The organism is Marinobacter sp. LM1 (genome assembly GCF_042763285.1).
Classification (GTDB): Bacteria; Pseudomonadota; Gammaproteobacteria; order Pseudomonadales; family Oleiphilaceae; genus Marinobacter; species Marinobacter nauticus.
The window spans coordinates 3,970,477-3,986,722 of record NZ_CP114373.1 but is presented as its reverse complement, the minus strand read 5'-3'; the positions used below and the strand labels follow the sequence as shown (position 1 = coordinate 3,986,722).

Genomic DNA, 16,246 nt, shown 5'->3' with positions numbered 1-16,246 from the left:
GCCGGCGAAGAGGGGATTGCTCAGACCTTACGGCGGCGCGCCAGTCCCAGGCCGGCCAGGCCGAGGCCCAGCAGCGCGAGAGTACCGGGTTCCGGAACGGAGCGAACGTTCAGCTTGGCCAGCAGATCGACAGAGGTTGCCTTGCCTTCCTGGGTTTCAATTTCATTCAGGCCATTGGCAAAGCCAAGCAGAGACAGAGAATAGATGTTGGAGCCGAACTGGAACTCGGAACTCTCGATCATGTTGTCAAGAATAACGACATCATCAACGTCCTGTTCGACGCTCCAGCAGAATACCCACCAGCATTCCTGACCGACATTCGGTGTTTCGTTGTGAATGAAGTCAAAGGTATAGGGGCCGGTTACCGTGTTGTTGCTTACCGTTGTGGAGAAGGTGGCGAATACATCCAGGCTCACGCCGGTGATGCTTTCACCGGTAATCCGGTTGTTGAAATGTGTAAAGGTTCCCAACACAAATGGGTCGTTTGAGGTGATGGTTTGTGGCAGATTGGCCGGTCCCTGAAAGCTGAAGCCACTTTGAGGTCCATTTGAGCATGTCTGCCACCACCACGGACCAGAGCAGGTCTTCTCGCCAGTGCCTCATTGGAGTGTATCCGTACCAACGCCTTGAATGTTGCTGCCATTGCTTGGTGTACCCCAAGATCCTGATACAGAATCAAGATCGACCGGGAAGGCCCAGGCAGTTGCGGCGAATCCAAAAGTGACCGCCGCTACGATTCCTTTCATTAATTTAAGCATTGTTCACACCTTACTGCTCACAGTTGTAGGATTGCCTGGAAATGGCCAGGCGCTGCTAAGGTGTGTAGCTAAATGCGTGCCAATATTTTTTGTCTAAGAAATACAATCCCTTATAGTTTATCGCTTCTTTAAGTGTAAAAAAGTTCGACGTTTTCATGAGCCGCTGTAAACCCCGAGAGCCGCTAATACCTGTTCTGATGGAAAGCCGTCAGCCACCAGGCCTTCCGCTTTCTGGTACGCGCGTATGGCCTTGCGGGTGTTGGAGCCGAGGATGCCATCGGGTTCGCCGCTCGGGTAGCCTTTGTCATTCAGTGCCTGTTGAAGCTCCAGCACCTGATTCCGTGACAGCGCGGGCTGATCCTCTGGTGGTGGGTTCTGAAGCTTTCCGGCGCCGGCAATCCGGTCTGCCAGATGGCCAACGGCGATGGCGTAGAACTCGGACCGGTTCCAGCCCATGATCACCCGGAAATTACTGTAAACCAGGAAGGCCGGGCCCTGGTGGCCGCTGGGCACGATCAGGGCCGCCTCAATGGGCTCGTTGGCCAGGTGGTTACCGAAGGCATCGGTGATGCCCATCTTGCGCCAGTCTGCCAGGGGCAGACGGCGACCATCGGCCAGACTGAAATCAAAGTTGTCGGGTAATAGCACCTCCCGCCCCCAGCGATAGTCGCCATCCCAACCCATGGACTGAAGAAAACGACCGGCAGACATCATGGCGTCTGGAAGGCTGTTCCAGAGATCCCGGCGCCCATCACCATCGGCGTCGACCGCGTGTTTCAGGAATACCGTCGGCATGAACTGAACATGGCCCATGGCACCGGCCCAGGAACCTTCCATCTGGTCAGCCGGAATGGCGCCTTCGTCAATAATGCGCAATGCGGCGATCAACTGTTCGGTGAAAAAGCTGCTGCGCCGGGCATCGCAAGCCAGGGTGGCGAGGGCGCTGGGCACCTGCATCTTGCCGAAGTAGCTGCCATAGTTGGTTTCCAAGCCCCAGAATGCCGCCAGATAGGGCGCCGGAACGCCGGTTTCCGCGGTCACGCGGTTCAGGAGTTCACGGTGTTCGGCCAGCAATTCCCGGCCTTTGCCGACCCGGGTGTCGTTAACCCGTCGGTTCAGGTAATCGGCAAAGGTGGTGGTAAATTCGGGCTGTCTCCGGTCCAGCTCAATCACTCTGTTGAGGTGCACCACGCCGGCCATCACCGACTGCACCGTGGATTCACGCACACCGGCGGCGACGGCTTTCTCTCCGAGTGCCTGTTTGCACTGCTCAAACTCCGGTGTGTTGGTTGCTTCGGTTTCTGCCCTGGCAACCAGCGCCAGCGTGCTCAGGGAAATCGCCACCAGGGAGCGGCGAATGGCAGTCCGGAAGGTCAGGTCGGGCACGGGAATCCTCGCAATAGAGTCATAAAGGCATTGGCTGCCATGTTAGCGCGTTTTCCGTGTTGGAAAATACCGCCATAACCTACAGTGTCGCGTGTTTTTTCGGTTGGGAATCTACTTATCGCCCTCCGGTTTTGTCGTCTTTTTGTAGCACTCCGGTCACGTCAAGACCGGGATGTTCTATAGTTGGAGCATGAGTGGAATCCGGAGCAGATGTCGTTATGGCAACACTGAAGGCGCTGGTCGTCGATGACGCCAGTTTTGTAAGAGATCTGGTGAAACGGACAGTGCGCCAGCGCTTTCCCGTCATTGAAACCACGGACGCCCAGAATGGCCGGCGGGCCCAGTCCCTGATGTCCAGAACCAGTTTTGACCTGGTGTTGTGTGACTGGGAAATGCCGGAGATGTCCGGGCTGGAGCTGCTGCAGTGGATGCGCCAGCAACCGCAGTACCAGAAGGTGCCATTCATCATGATCACCAGTCGCGGCGACAAGGATCATGTGATTGAGGCGGTCAAGGAAGGGGTGTCTGAATACCTGGGCAAGCCTTTTAGCCCGGAGGGGTTGAGCAAGAAAATCATCAAGGTGATGGGCCGCCGCCTGAAGGACGCCATGGATCGCAGCGGCAAATCACTGGAAGGGCCGGCGGATGCGTTCAAGGAATCCGCCACCCTGCTCACCCAGAAGCGGGAGGCGCCGGCGCCAAGGCCTGAAGCCTCAAAGCCTGAACCCGCGGCTGATAACCCGCTGCTGAATGCTGGTAGCGCAAAAGCGGCTGCAGGCAAGCCTCAGGCCCGTGGTGCCATGAGTATGGCATCTGTAAGGTTTTCCGACAGTACCCTGAAGTCGGTGGTCAAGGACATAAACCTGACGGAAGTGCGGGTGATCGCCAAGCGGGATCAGGAATTCCCGGGTATTCTTGATCAGGCCGTGGTGGATATCGACATGGGGGATGGCCAGATGGCTCGCCTGAACGGCTACGTGCATCAGTTGCAGGCGGTGGATAAGCGCCAGGATACCGACTTTGTCAGTGTCACTATTCGTTTTGTCGATGAAGACCCGAAGAAGCTGGAGGACCTGTCACGGTTCGTGGCCAGGTTCCGGGCCTCAAACCGTTAACTGAGGGTGTCTCAGTCCTCCGGGACTTGCTCGGGAATCCGTTCGACCAGGCGCTCCCTTGGAAAATGGCAGATAAACTCGCTGCCTTCGCCGACTTTGCTGCGAATTTCCAGGTTGCCGTCGTGATTGATCAGCACATGCTTGACGATAGCCAGGCCGAGGCCGGTTCCGCCGGTGTCCTTGTGGCGGCTGGGGTCGGCGCGATAGAACCGTTCGGTCAGCCTGGGGATATGGATCGGATCAATGCCGATGCCGGTATCCTTGACGGACAGATGGGCGCCTTCGCGATTGGTGCTCCAGGCAACTGTGATGGCTCCGCCGGCCGGCGTGTATTTCACCGCATTAAACACCAGGTTGGAAAATGCACTGCGTAGCTGGCTTTCATCGCCCTGCAGCAGGCGGTGGTCACTGATCTGAACCGTGATCTGGTGGCCCTTGTCGCCGCTCAGGGCCCGGGCATCATGACAGATCTGGTTCAGCAGGGCGTCGACATCGGTCAGCGTGTCATCCACCGTATGCTCGCCGGTTTCGATACGGGACAAGAGAATCAGATCTGTGATCAAGGCCTCCATCCGGGAGGCCTGTGCCGCCATGGTATTGATAGCCCGGCGCCACTTGGCAGGCAGCTCATCACCATGATCCACCAGGGTTTCAAGGTAGCCACTGATCACGGTCAGCGGTGTGCGCATTTCATGGGAAACGTTGCCGACAAAGTCGCGCCGCATTTGTTCAAGCTGATACAGCCGGGTGACATCCTTGGCCACGATCAGGCGGTCATCGTCGCCGAACAGGCTGATCTGGATCTGCAGATGGATGTGGGGCTTGGCTGGCGAGTTGATTTCCAGGGGCTCGCGGTAATCCCGGGTATCGAAATAGGCCTTGAATGCCGGGTTGCGGATCAGGTTATGGATGTACTGACCCTGATCGGTGCTGCGGCGGAAACCCAGCAGGTATTCGGCTGAGCCGTTCCACCACTCCATGGCGCCACGGGCATCGGTCATGATAACGCCGTCGCGCATGGCGTTGGTGGATTCCTGAACCCGGTTGATACGGGCCCGCAGGCGATCCTGGGTCATCAGGTGGTTCTGGTTCAGCTTGTGCAGGCTGTCGAAGATATCACCCCACAAGCCGATGCTCTGGGGCGCTTCGTCGGAAGCGCTGGGGTTTCCCAGCCACTGGTAAAGGCGCCGGGCCTGGACCAGGGTCCACCAGAGATAGGCAACAAGCCCCACCAGCAACCCGTAGAGCGGCTCGCCGAAATAGAACCCCACCAGTGTGGTGCCTGCGAGCGCGGTGATGATCAGTCTCAGGTAACGGGACCAGTTGTGTTGCATCCACTACTGCCTTGTCGTGTTGCCGGCGCTGATGCCGTGATCGCCGGACGATGAGGGGCGGTCCGGGGCTGTCGTCAGGGAGTAAATCAGGCCACTTTGGTGGAAAACCGGTAGCCCGTTCCCCGCACGGTCTGAATCAGATGATCGTACCTGTCTCCCAGCGCCTTGCGCAGGCGGCGGATGTGAACGTCGACGGTGCGTTCCTCGACATACACGTTGCCGCCCCACACCTGATCCAGCAGTTGAGACCGAGTATAGACCCGTTCCTGGTGAGTCATAAAGAACTGCAGCAGGCGGTACTCGGTCGGGCCCATATTAATGGCACCGTCGGCCGTGGTCACACGATGGCCGACCGGGTCCAGGGTCAGACCATCCACTTCGATGGGGCTGTCGACACCCGGCGGTGTGGCACGACGCAGAACCGCTTTCAGGCGGGCTACCAGCTCACGTGGGCTGAACGGCTTGGTGATGTAATCGTCGGCACCGACTTCCAGGCCCTGAATCTTGTTATCCTCTTCCACCTTGGCGGTCAGCATGATGATAGGGATATCGGCGGTGGCCTCTTCTTTCTTCAGCCGGCGCGCAAGTTCGACACCGCTGGTGCCCGGCAGCATCCAGTCCAGCAGGATCATGTCTGGTTGCTTGTCGATAATCAGGGCATGGGCTTCACGGGCGTCCGCTGCCTCCAGGTAGTCGTAATCCGCCATTTCGAGCGCGACCGCAATCATTTCACGGATAGGCGCTTCGTCATCGACGATCAGGACAGTTTTTCCACTCATATGCATCAACCTGTGTCAGACCTCGGGAGTTCTCTGATCAGAGGTGCGAACACACTCCCTTGTAATGTTGCCGAGTCATTACAACGCGTCTTTGTTACAAGTATATGACATGGGCGGGTAGTCAGAACGCCAGATCCAACGCCAGCCCCAGAAACACTGCAAAGCCGGCCCAGTTGTTATTGAGAAATGCCTTGAAGCATCCTTCCCGGTTCCGCTCCCTGGCCAGGTACTGGTGGTAGACGAAGAGCGTGGCCATGGCCACAACGCCGAGATAATAGAAGGAGCCCAGTTCCGCCCGCTGGCCCACCATCACCAGAATCACCACCACCATGGTCTGCAGCAGAGCGATGATCGCCCGATCTGCATCACCAAACAGGATGGCTGTCGATTTTATGCCGACTTTCAGGTCGTCATCCCGGTCGACCATGGCATAGAGGGTGTCATAGGCGACCGTCCAGAGCACGTTGGCGGTAAACAGCAACCAGGTGAGCTGACTGAGCTGGTTGGCCTCAGCTGCCCAGGCCATGGGAATGGCCCAGGAAAAGGCGGCGCCCAGAAACAGCTGGGGCAAATGGGTGTAACGCTTCATAAACGGGTAGATAAAGGCCAGCAGTGCACCACCGAATGACAGATACAGGGTCAGGGTGTTGGTGAACAGCACCACCATCAGAAACGACACCAGGCATAGCCCGGCAAACAGGGCGACGGCTTCCCAGGCACGGACCCGGCCGGCGGTGAGCGGGCGATCCTTGGTGCGTTTGACGTGGCGATCCCAGTCCCGGTCGGCAAAATCGTTGATGGCGCAGCCCGCGGCCCGCATGAAAAATACGCCCAGGGTGAAGATCAGCAGGTTGGCAAATGACGGGGTCCCCTCGGCCGCCAGCCAGAGTGCCCAGTAAGTTGGCCACAGCAGCAACAAAGTGCCGATCGGACGGTCGATGCGCAGCAGTCGTGCGTAATCCGCCAGGCGGGCATGAACATGGGTGGGCAGGGCGTTCTGCAACATAGGAGCTGGTATCCGCTTGTTGATGCGTGAGAGTGCACCCGATTATAGCCAGCGGCAGCGGTAGGGTTAACCCTGGTTGTGAGACTGGTATAGCCGGGGTAACAGGTATTCCCCCACCAACAGGGCGCAGGAACCCCGGTGGAACAGGGATCTGCGGGCAAGGCGAGGGTGGCCGTTGCTGCGGACTTTGCAGAGCCCTGTTTCCAGTGGCCCCCGCTGCCACTCGGGGCTGCTGAACAGATAGGCGCCCAGTGGCTTGTTGCCAAGATTGCGCAGGCGGCGGCCGTGGCCGTGCAGGCAGTTCTGTGGAATAACCGTTCGAGCCAGCACCCACGGGCGGCCGTCACCGCACAGGCGAACTTCCCTTACCCAGGCAAGCTGGCGCGGTGCCAGGTTCAGGCGCTTCGCTTCTTCAGGGGTTGGGGTTGAAAAACCTTCCCTGAGAATTTCAACGTGAAAGCGTTCCTGGCATTTTTGCTGCAGTGCCCGGGTAAAGGAACCTTCTACCATCAGCCAGTAGCGGGCCGGGCCATGAACCTCAGGACAGTAAAGGCCGGCCGCCGCCAGCGACCGGTACCAGAACGTGGGAGGTATGCTCAGCTCGGGGGGCTGGTCACAGTCCTTTAACGGCATAGATTCCCGGAGCGTTGCGCCAATAGCCTTTGTAGTCCATGCCATAGCCGAACAGGAATCGATCCTCAACGTAAAGGCCGGTAAAGTCTGCCTTCAGGCCGGGGCGCGCCTTGCGATCGTGCTCCTTGTCTACCAGCACCGCAGTCAGAACCTCGCTGGCGCCATGGGCCAGGCAGTAATCTGCGATGGCGCACAGCGTCGTACCCTCGTCCAGGATGTCGTCGACGATCAGAACCGTGCGGCCTTTCATGTCGGCTTCCGGCTGAAGCTTCCATTCCAGAATGCCGCCGGTGGTCTCCTGGCGGTAACGGGTGGCGTGCAGATATTCGGCCTGAACCGGAAACTTCAGTCGTGGCAAGAGCTGACCGGTCAGGATCAGGCCGCCGTTCATCACGCAGAACAACAGGGGGTTACTGTCTTTGAGGCGATCGGTGATGGCGCTGGCCATGGTGTCGATGGCGGTATGCACCTGATCTTCGGGAACCAGGCAGTCAGCGTCTGCCATGACCTGGTTCATTTCAGCGACGGTATCGGTCATAACGATCGGGTCCTGTCCAAAACGACGGATTATACCGAAGTGGGGCGATCGAAGGGAGGGGCGTGGCGGTATTGCCATGTCTGTAATTGTGGCTATTGGCAGAAAACCCCGGGCCCGGTTGTCGGTGCTGGCATTGGTCAATACCGGTGTCGCGGTTATGATGGCAGCCAATCGGGTGAGTGGCAGTTGGCTGGAACCCGGTCGCATTTTGTGATCATTCTGCTTGATTGCTTTATTGTTCGACAATAATATCTGCGCAGACAAATTGGTGGGAGCTTGTTATGAAGAAGTGGCAGTGTGTGGTGTGTGGCCTGATTTACGACGAGGCTGAGGGATGGCCGGAGGATGGCATTGAGCCCGGCACCAAGTGGGAAGACGTGCCTGAGGATTGGGTTTGCCCGGACTGCGGTGTGGGCAAGGAAGATTTTGAAATGATCGAAATCGGCTAAAGGCAGGACAGAGTCATGACCGAGCAGACACCTATTGTGATCGTTGGTACCGGTTTGTCGGGTTACTCACTGGTACGGGAATTTCGCAAACTGGATAAGGAAACCCCGGTCATCATGGTGACTGCCGACGACGGCGTCAGCTATTCCAAGCCTATGTTGTCGACCGGCTTTACCAAAGACAAGGACGCGGATGGTCTGGCCCAGGCCAACCCTGAGGCCATGGCCGAGCAACTGGGAGTGGAAATTCGTCCCTGGTCCACGGTTACGGGCATTGATACCGATGCCCATGAGCTCAAACTGGGCGACCAGCGCATACGTTATGCCAAGCTGGTTCTGGCCTGGGGCGCCGACGTCATCCGCCTGAGTCTGGATGGTAACGCGCAGGACCGGGTTCATTCCATCAACGACCTGATGGATTACCGTGCCTTCCGTAAAGCCCTCGCCGAGGGCAAGCGGGTCGCGATTATGGGGGCGGGCCTGATCGGGTGTGAGTTTGCCAATGATCTGCGCAATGGTGGCTACGAAGTGGACGTTATCGCCCCGGACTCATCGCTGATGCCCAGCCTGCTGCCGGAGACAGCCGCTGGTGCCGTGCAGGCTGAGCTGGAGAGGCTTGGTGTTCGGTTCCATTTGGGGACGGTGGTTGAGCGGGCAGAGAAGCAGGGCAGTGGCGTCGAACTGACGCTCGGTAATGGTGAGCAACTCCAGGCCGACCTTGTTGTGTCTGCGGTGGGGCTGCGCCCCCGCACTGAACTGGCCCGCGAAGCCGGGATCCGTTCCGGCCGGGGTATTCAGGTGAACCGGGCTCTGGAAACGTCTGCACCGGATGTCTTTGCCCTGGGTGATTGTGCCGAAGTGGACGGGCGCGTTCTGCTCTATGTGCTGCCGTTGATGGCCTGTGCCCGGGCGCTGGCGAAAACTCTGGCCGGTACGCGCACGGAAGTCAGCTATGGCACCATGCCGGTGATGGTAAAAACACCCTGTTGCCCGACCGCAGTCTGCCCACCACCGATGGATGCCGAGGGGGAATGGCAGGTGGAGCAGGACGGGGCTGATGTCAAAGCCCTGTTCCGGAGCCCGGACGGCGACACGCTTGGCTTCGCAGTGACCGGCCGGTTTGCTCTGGAAAAGCAGACACTGGCGAAGGAAGTTCCTCCTATTCACCGGGACTGAAGCTTGCGGCTACCAGTGAGGTTGGCTGGTAGCCGATTGCCGTCTTTGGCAGTTTCAGCCGTTGCGAAATTTTCCTGTCTGGGGTAGAAAACCCGTTCGTGAGCTAACAAAAGACAGGAGCGCGCATGCTGGATGTAACCCGAAAACTGGTGGAGTTGCTGGATCTTTCCCCGATCGGAGACGATCATTTTCAGGGCGACAGTGAGGATCTGGGCTTTCCGCATGTATTCGGGGGGCAGGTTCTGGGGCAGGCCCTGATGGCGGCCAGCCGGACCGTCGAAAATCGCCTCTGCCACTCCCTGCACGCCTATTTTCTGCGCCCTGGCAATCACAGCATGCCGATCGATTATGAAGTTCAGCGGGTTCGGGATGGCGGCACGTTCTCGGTGCGCCGGGTGATTGCCCGGCAGGACGGCAAGGAAATCCTGACCGGTTCCATGTCGTTCCAGGTCGCAGAAGACGGATTGGACCATCAGGTTGCCATGCCGGCAGCGCCGGACCCGGATACACTCAAGTCCGAGCAGGACTGGGGCAAGCTGATCGCAGATAAAGTGCCGGAGAAAATGCGGGATATGTTGACCCGCGACCGGCCTATAGAGATCCGTCCGGTCGACCCGATGAACCCGTTTAAACCGGAAAAGCGCCCGCCCCATCGCCAGAACTGGTTCCGGGCCCTCGGACCCTTGCCGGATGACCCGGTGCTGCACCGGTGTCTGCTGACTTATGCCTCTGACTTCTCCTTTCTGGGAACGTCCCTGACTCCTCACGGGCGCACCTTCATGAGCAAGAACATGCAGGTTGCCAGCCTGGACCATGCCATCTGGTTCCATCGGGATTTCCGTATGGATGACTGGCTGCTTTATGACAAGGACAGTCCGAGTGCCTCGGCGGGCAGGGGCTTCAATCGGGGCAATTTCTTTACCCGGGATGGTGTTTTGGTGGCCTCCACCACTCAGGAAGCACTGATCCGGGAACGTAAGGCCTGAGGATTGTAGTTGCCGAGCCAGTCAACCATTTCGTTAAAGGGTAGCGGTCGGGTTAGGAAGTAGCCCTGTATCAGATCGCACCCCATGTCGTGCAGCAGTGACAGGGTTTCCTTATCCTCCACCCCCTCGGCCACCACGGTGTAGCCGAGGCTGTGGCACATATCGATGGTGGTGCGCACGATCACTCTGTCCTGCTCCCGTTCCGCGATATCGGTAATCAGCGAACGGTCGATCTTGATTTCTCCAGCTGGCAATTGCTTGATGTAGGACAGGGATGAATAGCCGGAACCGAAGTCGTCAATGGAGAGGGGAATGCCTGCGGCATCAAGCGCATTCAGCGCCCGCAGGGAATTGGTGGGGTCCTGCATCATGGAGGTCTCCGTGACCTCGAAAGTGATGGCCCCGGAGTGGATCTGGTAGCTTTGCATCAACCGTTGCACGAACACGGCAAAATCCGGTTCCCGTAGATTGTTGGGCGAGATGTTGACGGCGATTCCGGCATCCCAGCCGATCTCCAGCAGCCGCCCGCGCATTTCCAGCGCCTCTTTCAGTACCCAGCGCGTCAGCGGTTTGATTAGGCCGGTCTGTTCGGCCACTGCGATGATTTCATCGGGCCGAACCGGCTGTTCCCGTCCTGGCCAGCGAATCAGTGCCTCAAATCCGGTAATAGCGCGGGTACGCAGGCACAGCTTGGGCTGCAGGAACAGAGTCAGCTCGTTGTGATCGATGGCGTGGCGCAGGTCGGAGACCAGGGTCAGTCGGTCGGCGCTGTAGGAATCCCGGGAGGATTTGTAGTAGGCAATTCCGCGGTCTCGGGCGCGGTCAGAACCTTCGGCAATCACCGCGCGGCGAATCAGGGTGTTGGCGTCGTTTCCATGAGTCGGGTAGAAAGCCACGCCCAGTTGCGGGTTCAGAGGAACCTGCATGCCAAGGAAATCCACCGGATAGCGGATTTCTTCAATGCTGCGCAGAACGATGCGGGGCACCGACAGCGCCTGGTCGGCATCCACCACAAAGGCAAAGGTTTGTGGGTCGAGGCTGGCCAGGAAGAAGGTTCGGTTGTCCGTCTGCTCCAGGGAGATGGCGCCGGGTACATCCTTGATCACTGCGTTGTAGTGTTTGGAGGCCAGCTCCAGAATGCGGTCGGTGTTGCGGTGGCCCAGGGTCTTGGTGACCGGATACAGGTTGTCCAGATGGATGATGACCACGCCGAAGCGTTTGCCTCGCTGGCTCCGGATCAATTCGTTCAGGCGCATTTCATAGCTGCTGCGGTTAGGTAGACCGGTGAGCGGATGATGCAAGGCCTGGTCCATCAGCCGGAGTTCGGCTGTGCGCCGAGCTTCGAGTGCCTTGAGTTCCGCCTCCTGGGCCAGCACTTTCTCCTGGCGCTCGTGATAGATCCGGATGGCCAGAGCCAGGCTGAGCAGGATCGCCTGGAAGGCAGAGCCCAGTTGCATGCCATAGACCGAGAAGAAACTGGTGGGAATCAGGCCATACTTGTTGGCGGCGGTAATGGCACCGCCCAGGGTCACGGCCCCCCAGGCCAGGGTGTAGTACACCGCCTGTGGATTGCCTCGGGCCCATTGCAGGGGGCCGACGACAGTAAGCAGCAGGCAGCTGGGAATGGCCAGGGCCACGGTTAGCCGGATGCCAGTGCCGTAATCAATCACCATAGTCGACAGTGCCAGCACTGCGTTCAGTACGATGGTGGCCAGCATCAGCCGATCGAGCCGCGGGCTGCACTCATGCAGCTTCAGGAACGAGCGGGAGAACATGAGGGTGAACAGCATAGCCAGCGGTATCGACAGCACCATGGCATTACTCTGGACCGCGGGGAGTGTCGGCCACAGAAACTGGTAGGTAATTCCATTCAGGGTGCCGATCAGGATCAGGTAACCCAGGGTCGAGAGCACGTAATACAGGTAGATGGATTCCCTGAGCGCCAGGAATACAAACAGGTTGAAGCAGATGGCGGTAATCAGTATGCCGTAGTACAGGGCGTGAACCTGGCTTTCTACGGAGGTCTTCTCGAAAAAGCTGCGATTGTTCCACAGCCGTAGCGGCACCTGCATGGCACCGTCGGTGTCGATTTTCAGCAAGATGCGGTAGTCGTGACCGGCTTCAAGCTGGAACGGGAACAGGAAATGCGGATGTTCCACCGGTCGCTCCGAGAACAGCATGCGGTCGCCGGTCTGATAGCTCAGCTGGATTTCGCCGTCCCGTAACAGATAAAAATCGATTCGATCCAGATGCGGGTAGGTGATCTCCAGGAGATTGGTGGTCTGGGGACGGGTGATGGGGAACCTCAGCCAGACCTGGTCACGGGTGTAACCAAAATTAGGCGTTTGTTCGTTCAGGATCTGCCAGTCGCCGGATTCCAGGGCCTGTTGCGGGCTGCGTTGGTCGTCCGGCGCCAGTCTCAGATACTCAATGGCTGGAATATAGCCATCACTGGCAGCCATAGCGGGAAGCGAAAGCGCCAGAAGAATCAGCAGGGCTGCCAGGGATCGGGCCAGTTGCATCAGAATCACAGGTTACCGTTCTTGTCGTTATGGCCTGAGTATGGCCTGTCGTCTGAGGCGGCTCAAGCCGTAACCGGCAGACTTTTGGTAACTTGTGTAATTATTGGTCAAATGCCGTTAATCCAGTTCCGTACCCAGGGCAGGGCCTCGGCCTCCGGCTCCAGAGTTTCCAACGCATCAATCCGCAGAGTGTCACCGACCTTGCGGGCGCCGGTTTCATAAAGCGCCTCTTCCATCAGATCTCCGGCACCGCAAAAGGTATCGCCGTAGGAGCTGTCGCCCAGCACGATCACGCCAAAGGGGCGGCCGGGTTGTTGGGGAAGTTGTTCGCGCAAATCCAGATAAAACGGTAACAGGTTGGCAGGGACTTCTCCCTGGCCGGTGGTGGAGGTGCATACCAGCAAGGCATCGTGGTTGTCGCTGATATCGGCCAGAGTTGGATTCTCCAGAACCGTGACGGTATGCCCTTCGGGTTCCAGTTCCTGCTTGATACGGCGCGCTGTCAGCAGGGCGCCCCCGTAAACGCTGCCGGTTAGAATGCGGATTGCTGCCATGACCACTGCCTGTGTTGGTGGGGTGGGAATATTCGGGAGCAGATAGTAATGGCGTGGCGGGTTCGGCTCAAGCCGGCGTCTGAGGGCTGGACCCGGTGTCCTGGCTCCTTACCCGGGGTGAAATTCGATTCCGACCGCTCTCCTTGGCGTTGTAGAGCTGCACATCTGCTTGCTTGAGTAATTCGTTGATCGATCCGGATTTGGAAATGGAGCATACCCCGGCACTGATGGTGACTGGCAGAGTTTGTTCCCGATGGTGAAAACGGGTGGCCGCCACTTCGGCGCGCAGGCGCTCAGCCAGGGTGAGTGCCTGTAGCAAAGTGGTGTCGGGTAATAGCAGCAGAAATTCCTCACCGCCCCAGCGGGCAGCAACGTCCGACTGGCGGACAATCTGTCGGACCAGATCCGCGAACTGGCGCAGAACCTCATCTCCGGCATCGTGGCCAAAGTCATCGTTAATGCGTTTGAACAGGTCCAGATCAATCAGAACGACGGAAAAATGATGGCCGGAGCGCTCGAACCGGGAGAACTCGGTGTTCAGTCGGCTCTGCATGTCTCGCCGGTTTGCCAGCCCGGTCAACTCGTCGGTGCGGGCGGCGTGTTCGTGGGCCTGGGCGAGTGCCACCAGTTTGTTGCGGGCCCGCAAACGGCCGGCTTCCAGCACGAAACAGAAGATCGACTCGAAGGTGAGTGTGGCGAAGAAACGGATCTTGAAGTCGGTGCTGTATTCGGCGCTGACTCCCGGCATGTCGGGAAACTGGAACACCAGGATGGCCAGCAGGTAGCAGAACAGCAGGATGGCGGTGCCACCCTTGAGGCTGGTCAGGTAGAACAGCAGGGGCGGGAACACATAGAACCAGAGCGGGCCGGTGTTGCCCTCACCGCCGGAGGCAATCAGATAGGTGAACAGCAGCCCGACAATAATCAGCAGGCTCCCTTTCTGGACCGTTCGATCCCGGCGCCAGGCGTACCAACCTATATTGGCGACAATTGGAACAACAAATGCCCAGAGCACCCATGCGTGCAGATGATGCTCGGCATACCACGCCTTGGCCCCGATACCGGCCAGGAACAGGACCGCCATGGCTGACAGGCCATTGAGCAGCCGGGAGATCTGCAGCTCTTCATGCTCGCTGGACTGGATTTGGCTGGTATTCGTCATTAACTGTTGTTCGTTTTGACATATTTTCCGGAATTATGCGTCAAAAACCATCTGAATTGCAGCATTAACTATCAGGATTGTGAAGGGGGCCATCAACCGGGATTTGTTTCAATTTGATGGCAAAAAATTTATAGTTTGCCCCCGGCGAATACTGCCGAAACCCCTTCTGTCCACAAGACAAGAGAATCAATTGGTATGGCCCGTTCCAGCAGCTTTCTGGATAACCTTCTCACCAGCCCCTCCACGGAACGGTACAGGGTCGGACTTAGCGTACTTTTCCTTCTTTGTGTCTGGCTTGTGGTTGGCTCCTTCAGCCAGGGCCTGCCTAACGCCATGTTATTGATGGCCGCCGCCGTTATCGGGGGCTATATGGCGATCAATATCGGGGCCAACGATGTGGCCAACAATGTCGGCCCGGCGGTGGGCTCCGGCGCCTTGTCGCTGGGGGCTGCCGTTCTTCTTGCCGCGGTATTCGAGGCGGCCGGCGCGTTGATCGCCGGTGGCGATGTCGTGTCGACCATCAAGGGCGGAATTATTGATCCGACTAGCCTGGAAGATCCGCGCGCTTTTGTCTGGCTAATGACGGCGGCCCTGCTGGCGGGCGCCTTGTGGCTGAACCTGGCCACCTGGATGGGCGCGCCGGTTTCAACCACCCACTCAATCGTTGGCGGTGTCCTGGGGGCTGGTATTGCGGCCGGGGGCTGGACCATTGCCGATTGGGCGGTGATGGGCAAAATTGCTGCAAGCTGGGTGATCTCACCGGTGCTCGGCGGTGCCCTGGCGGCGTTGTTCCTGTTCGCAATCAAGAAAACCGTACTGTACCGCCAGAATCTGGTGTCTTCTGCCCGTACCTTTGTGCCCTGGCTGGTGGCGATTATGGCCTGGGCCTTTGCCACCTATCTGATGATCAAGGGCGTCAAGAAGATCGTCAAAGTGGATATGGTGGAAGCCTCGGTGATCGGCCTGATTGTGGCGGGGGTAGTGTTTTTCGTGATGCGGACCCTGGTGGGCCGCAAAGCCTCGACCATGGAAAACAGTGCGCAGGGGGTGAATACCCTGTTCACCTGGCCGTTGATCTTCGCCGCGGCCCTGCTGAGCTTTGCTCACGGCGCCAACGACGTGGCCAATGCCATTGGCCCTTTGGCGGCCATCAATGATGCCATTCAGGCCGGTGGTGGTGTGGTTACCTCAGCGAAGATCCCGCTTTGGGTGATGCTGGTCGGTGCCCTGGGGCTGGCGGTCGGGCTGATGCTGTTCGGCCCGCGCCTGATTAAAACCGTGGGTTCCGAGATTACTGAGCTTGATAAGACCCGGGCTTTCTGTATTGCACTGTCTGCGGCACTGACGGTGATTCTGGCTTCCCAGCTTGGCTTGCCGGTCAGTTCCACCCACATTGCCATTGGCGGCGTTTTCGGTGTCGGCTTCCTGCGTGAGTACCTGAAATCCAACTACGCGACCCAGTTGCACAAAATCATCGAACAGCATGACCCGACCGATCAGGAGCGCCTCAAGCCGTTCCTGGATGATTTCCGTAATGCCTCTGTGGAGGAAATGGAGAAGCTGCTGAAGCAGGCGAAGAAGAAAAAGCAGCAGGTGCCTTTGTCCAAGTCGGAGCGCAAGCGCCTGAAGAAGATATACCGTGAGGAGATGGTCAAGCGCTCCCATCTGGTGAAAATTGCCGCGGCCTGGATCATTACCGTGCCGGCGTCGGCGATTATGGCGGCGTTCCTGTTCTTTACCTTGCGTGGCCTGATGGTCTGACCGTCGTGCGGGGCTGGTGATGGCCCCGCGCTTTGTCCATACTATAGGCAATGCATCCGGCAGGCGTGGCCTGTCGCTATCCATATTCGG

General features: G+C 58.5%; 15 protein-coding genes and 1 pseudogene. 6 read left to right on the top strand and 10 right to left on the bottom strand.

Features of this window, described 5'->3' with window-relative positions; all coding sequences use genetic code 11:
* Positions 1-20: 20 nt before the first annotated feature.
* Both OZ656_RS18690 and OZ656_RS18685 read right to left on the bottom strand, forming a co-directional pair.
* Positions 21-758, bottom strand: a pseudogene (locus OZ656_RS18690) (THxN family PEP-CTERM protein).
* 153 nt (positions 759-911) lie between these two features.
* Positions 912-2,144: a lytic murein transglycosylase gene (locus OZ656_RS18685; RefSeq protein ID WP_379944781.1), complete on the bottom strand. Its 1,233-nt coding sequence runs from the start codon at positions 2,142-2,144 to the stop codon at positions 912-914.
* A gap of 218 nt (positions 2,145-2,362) precedes the next feature.
* On the opposite strand from OZ656_RS18685, the gene OZ656_RS18680 reads away from it, so the two are divergent.
* The gene (locus tag OZ656_RS18680; protein ID WP_022993202.1) at positions 2,363-3,259 is read left to right on the top strand and encodes a response regulator; all 897 of its coding nucleotides are present in this window, start codon (positions 2,363-2,365) and stop codon (positions 3,257-3,259) included.
* Between the two features lie 11 nt (positions 3,260-3,270).
* Here the strand turns inward: OZ656_RS18680 and phoR are convergent, their stop codons facing one another.
* The 5 genes from phoR to OZ656_RS18655 all read right to left on the bottom strand — a co-directional run bounded on the left by phoR (position 3,271) and on the right by OZ656_RS18655 (position 7,549).
* Positions 3,271-4,593 (bottom strand): phosphate regulon sensor histidine kinase PhoR, encoded by a 1,323-nt coding sequence (phoR, locus tag OZ656_RS18675; protein ID WP_286714431.1) that lies wholly within the window; start codon positions 4,591-4,593, stop codon positions 3,271-3,273.
* A gap of 86 nt (positions 4,594-4,679) precedes the next feature.
* Entirely contained in the window at positions 4,680-5,372 is a 693-nt protein-coding gene (gene phoB, locus OZ656_RS18670; protein ID WP_022993201.1) for a phosphate regulon transcriptional regulator PhoB, read from the bottom strand.
* 121 nt (positions 5,373-5,493) lie between these two features.
* Entirely contained in the window at positions 5,494-6,378 is an 885-nt protein-coding gene (ubiA, locus tag OZ656_RS18665) for a 4-hydroxybenzoate octaprenyltransferase (protein ID WP_022993200.1), read from the bottom strand.
* A 66-nt stretch (positions 6,379-6,444) separates the two neighbouring features.
* Positions 6,445-7,011 carry a chorismate lyase gene (locus tag OZ656_RS18660; protein ID WP_278351028.1) on the bottom strand — a complete coding sequence of 189 codons (567 nt, stop codon included), beginning with the start codon at positions 7,009-7,011 and terminating at the stop codon, positions 6,445-6,447.
* Positions 6,992-7,549: a hypoxanthine-guanine phosphoribosyltransferase gene (locus OZ656_RS18655; protein WP_022993198.1), complete on the bottom strand. Its 558-nt coding sequence runs from the start codon at positions 7,547-7,549 to the stop codon at positions 6,992-6,994. Before OZ656_RS18655 ends, OZ656_RS18660 begins: the two co-directional genes overlap by 20 nt.
* Positions 7,550-7,625: 76 nt before the next feature.
* Here OZ656_RS18655 and OZ656_RS18650 point away from each other — a divergent pair, with 76 nt between their 5' ends.
* The 4 genes from OZ656_RS18650 (at position 7,626) to tesB (ending at position 10,157) form a co-directional block, all read left to right on the top strand.
* The gene (locus tag OZ656_RS18650) at positions 7,626-7,763 is read left to right on the top strand and encodes a hypothetical protein (RefSeq protein ID WP_278351030.1); all 138 of its coding nucleotides are present in this window, start codon (positions 7,626-7,628) and stop codon (positions 7,761-7,763) included.
* A 67-nt stretch (positions 7,764-7,830) separates the two neighbouring features.
* Positions 7,831-7,998 (top strand): rubredoxin, encoded by a 168-nt coding sequence (locus tag OZ656_RS18645; RefSeq protein WP_008173532.1) that lies wholly within the window; start codon positions 7,831-7,833, stop codon positions 7,996-7,998.
* A 15-nt stretch (positions 7,999-8,013) separates the two neighbouring features.
* On the top strand, positions 8,014-9,171 hold the full coding sequence (locus tag OZ656_RS18640; protein ID WP_278351031.1) for an NAD(P)/FAD-dependent oxidoreductase: 1,158 nt from the start codon (positions 8,014-8,016) through the stop codon (positions 9,169-9,171).
* A gap of 125 nt (positions 9,172-9,296) precedes the next feature.
* Complete coding sequence (gene tesB / locus OZ656_RS18635) at positions 9,297-10,157, top strand: acyl-CoA thioesterase II (protein WP_011786999.1); 861 nt, start codon at positions 9,297-9,299, stop codon at positions 10,155-10,157.
* Here tesB and OZ656_RS18630 read toward each other — a convergent pair.
* The 3 genes from OZ656_RS18630 to OZ656_RS18620 form a co-directional block, all read right to left on the bottom strand.
* Complete coding sequence (locus OZ656_RS18630; RefSeq protein ID WP_379945223.1) at positions 10,124-12,679, bottom strand: EAL domain-containing protein; 2,556 nt, start codon at positions 12,677-12,679, stop codon at positions 10,124-10,126. The genes tesB and OZ656_RS18630 overlap by 34 nt on opposite strands.
* Before the next feature lie 107 nt (positions 12,680-12,786).
* On the bottom strand, positions 12,787-13,233 hold the full coding sequence (locus OZ656_RS18625) for a flavodoxin (RefSeq protein ID WP_011786997.1): 447 nt from the start codon (positions 13,231-13,233) through the stop codon (positions 12,787-12,789).
* A 67-nt stretch (positions 13,234-13,300) separates the two neighbouring features.
* Positions 13,301-14,395: a GGDEF domain-containing protein gene (locus OZ656_RS18620; RefSeq protein WP_379944780.1), complete on the bottom strand. Its 1,095-nt coding sequence runs from the start codon at positions 14,393-14,395 to the stop codon at positions 13,301-13,303.
* A 195-nt stretch (positions 14,396-14,590) separates the two neighbouring features.
* Here OZ656_RS18620 and OZ656_RS18615 point away from each other — a divergent pair, with 195 nt between their 5' ends.
* Entirely contained in the window at positions 14,591-16,156 is a 1,566-nt protein-coding gene (locus OZ656_RS18615; RefSeq protein WP_199452930.1) for an inorganic phosphate transporter, read from the top strand.
* Positions 16,157-16,246 lie beyond the last annotated feature (90 nt).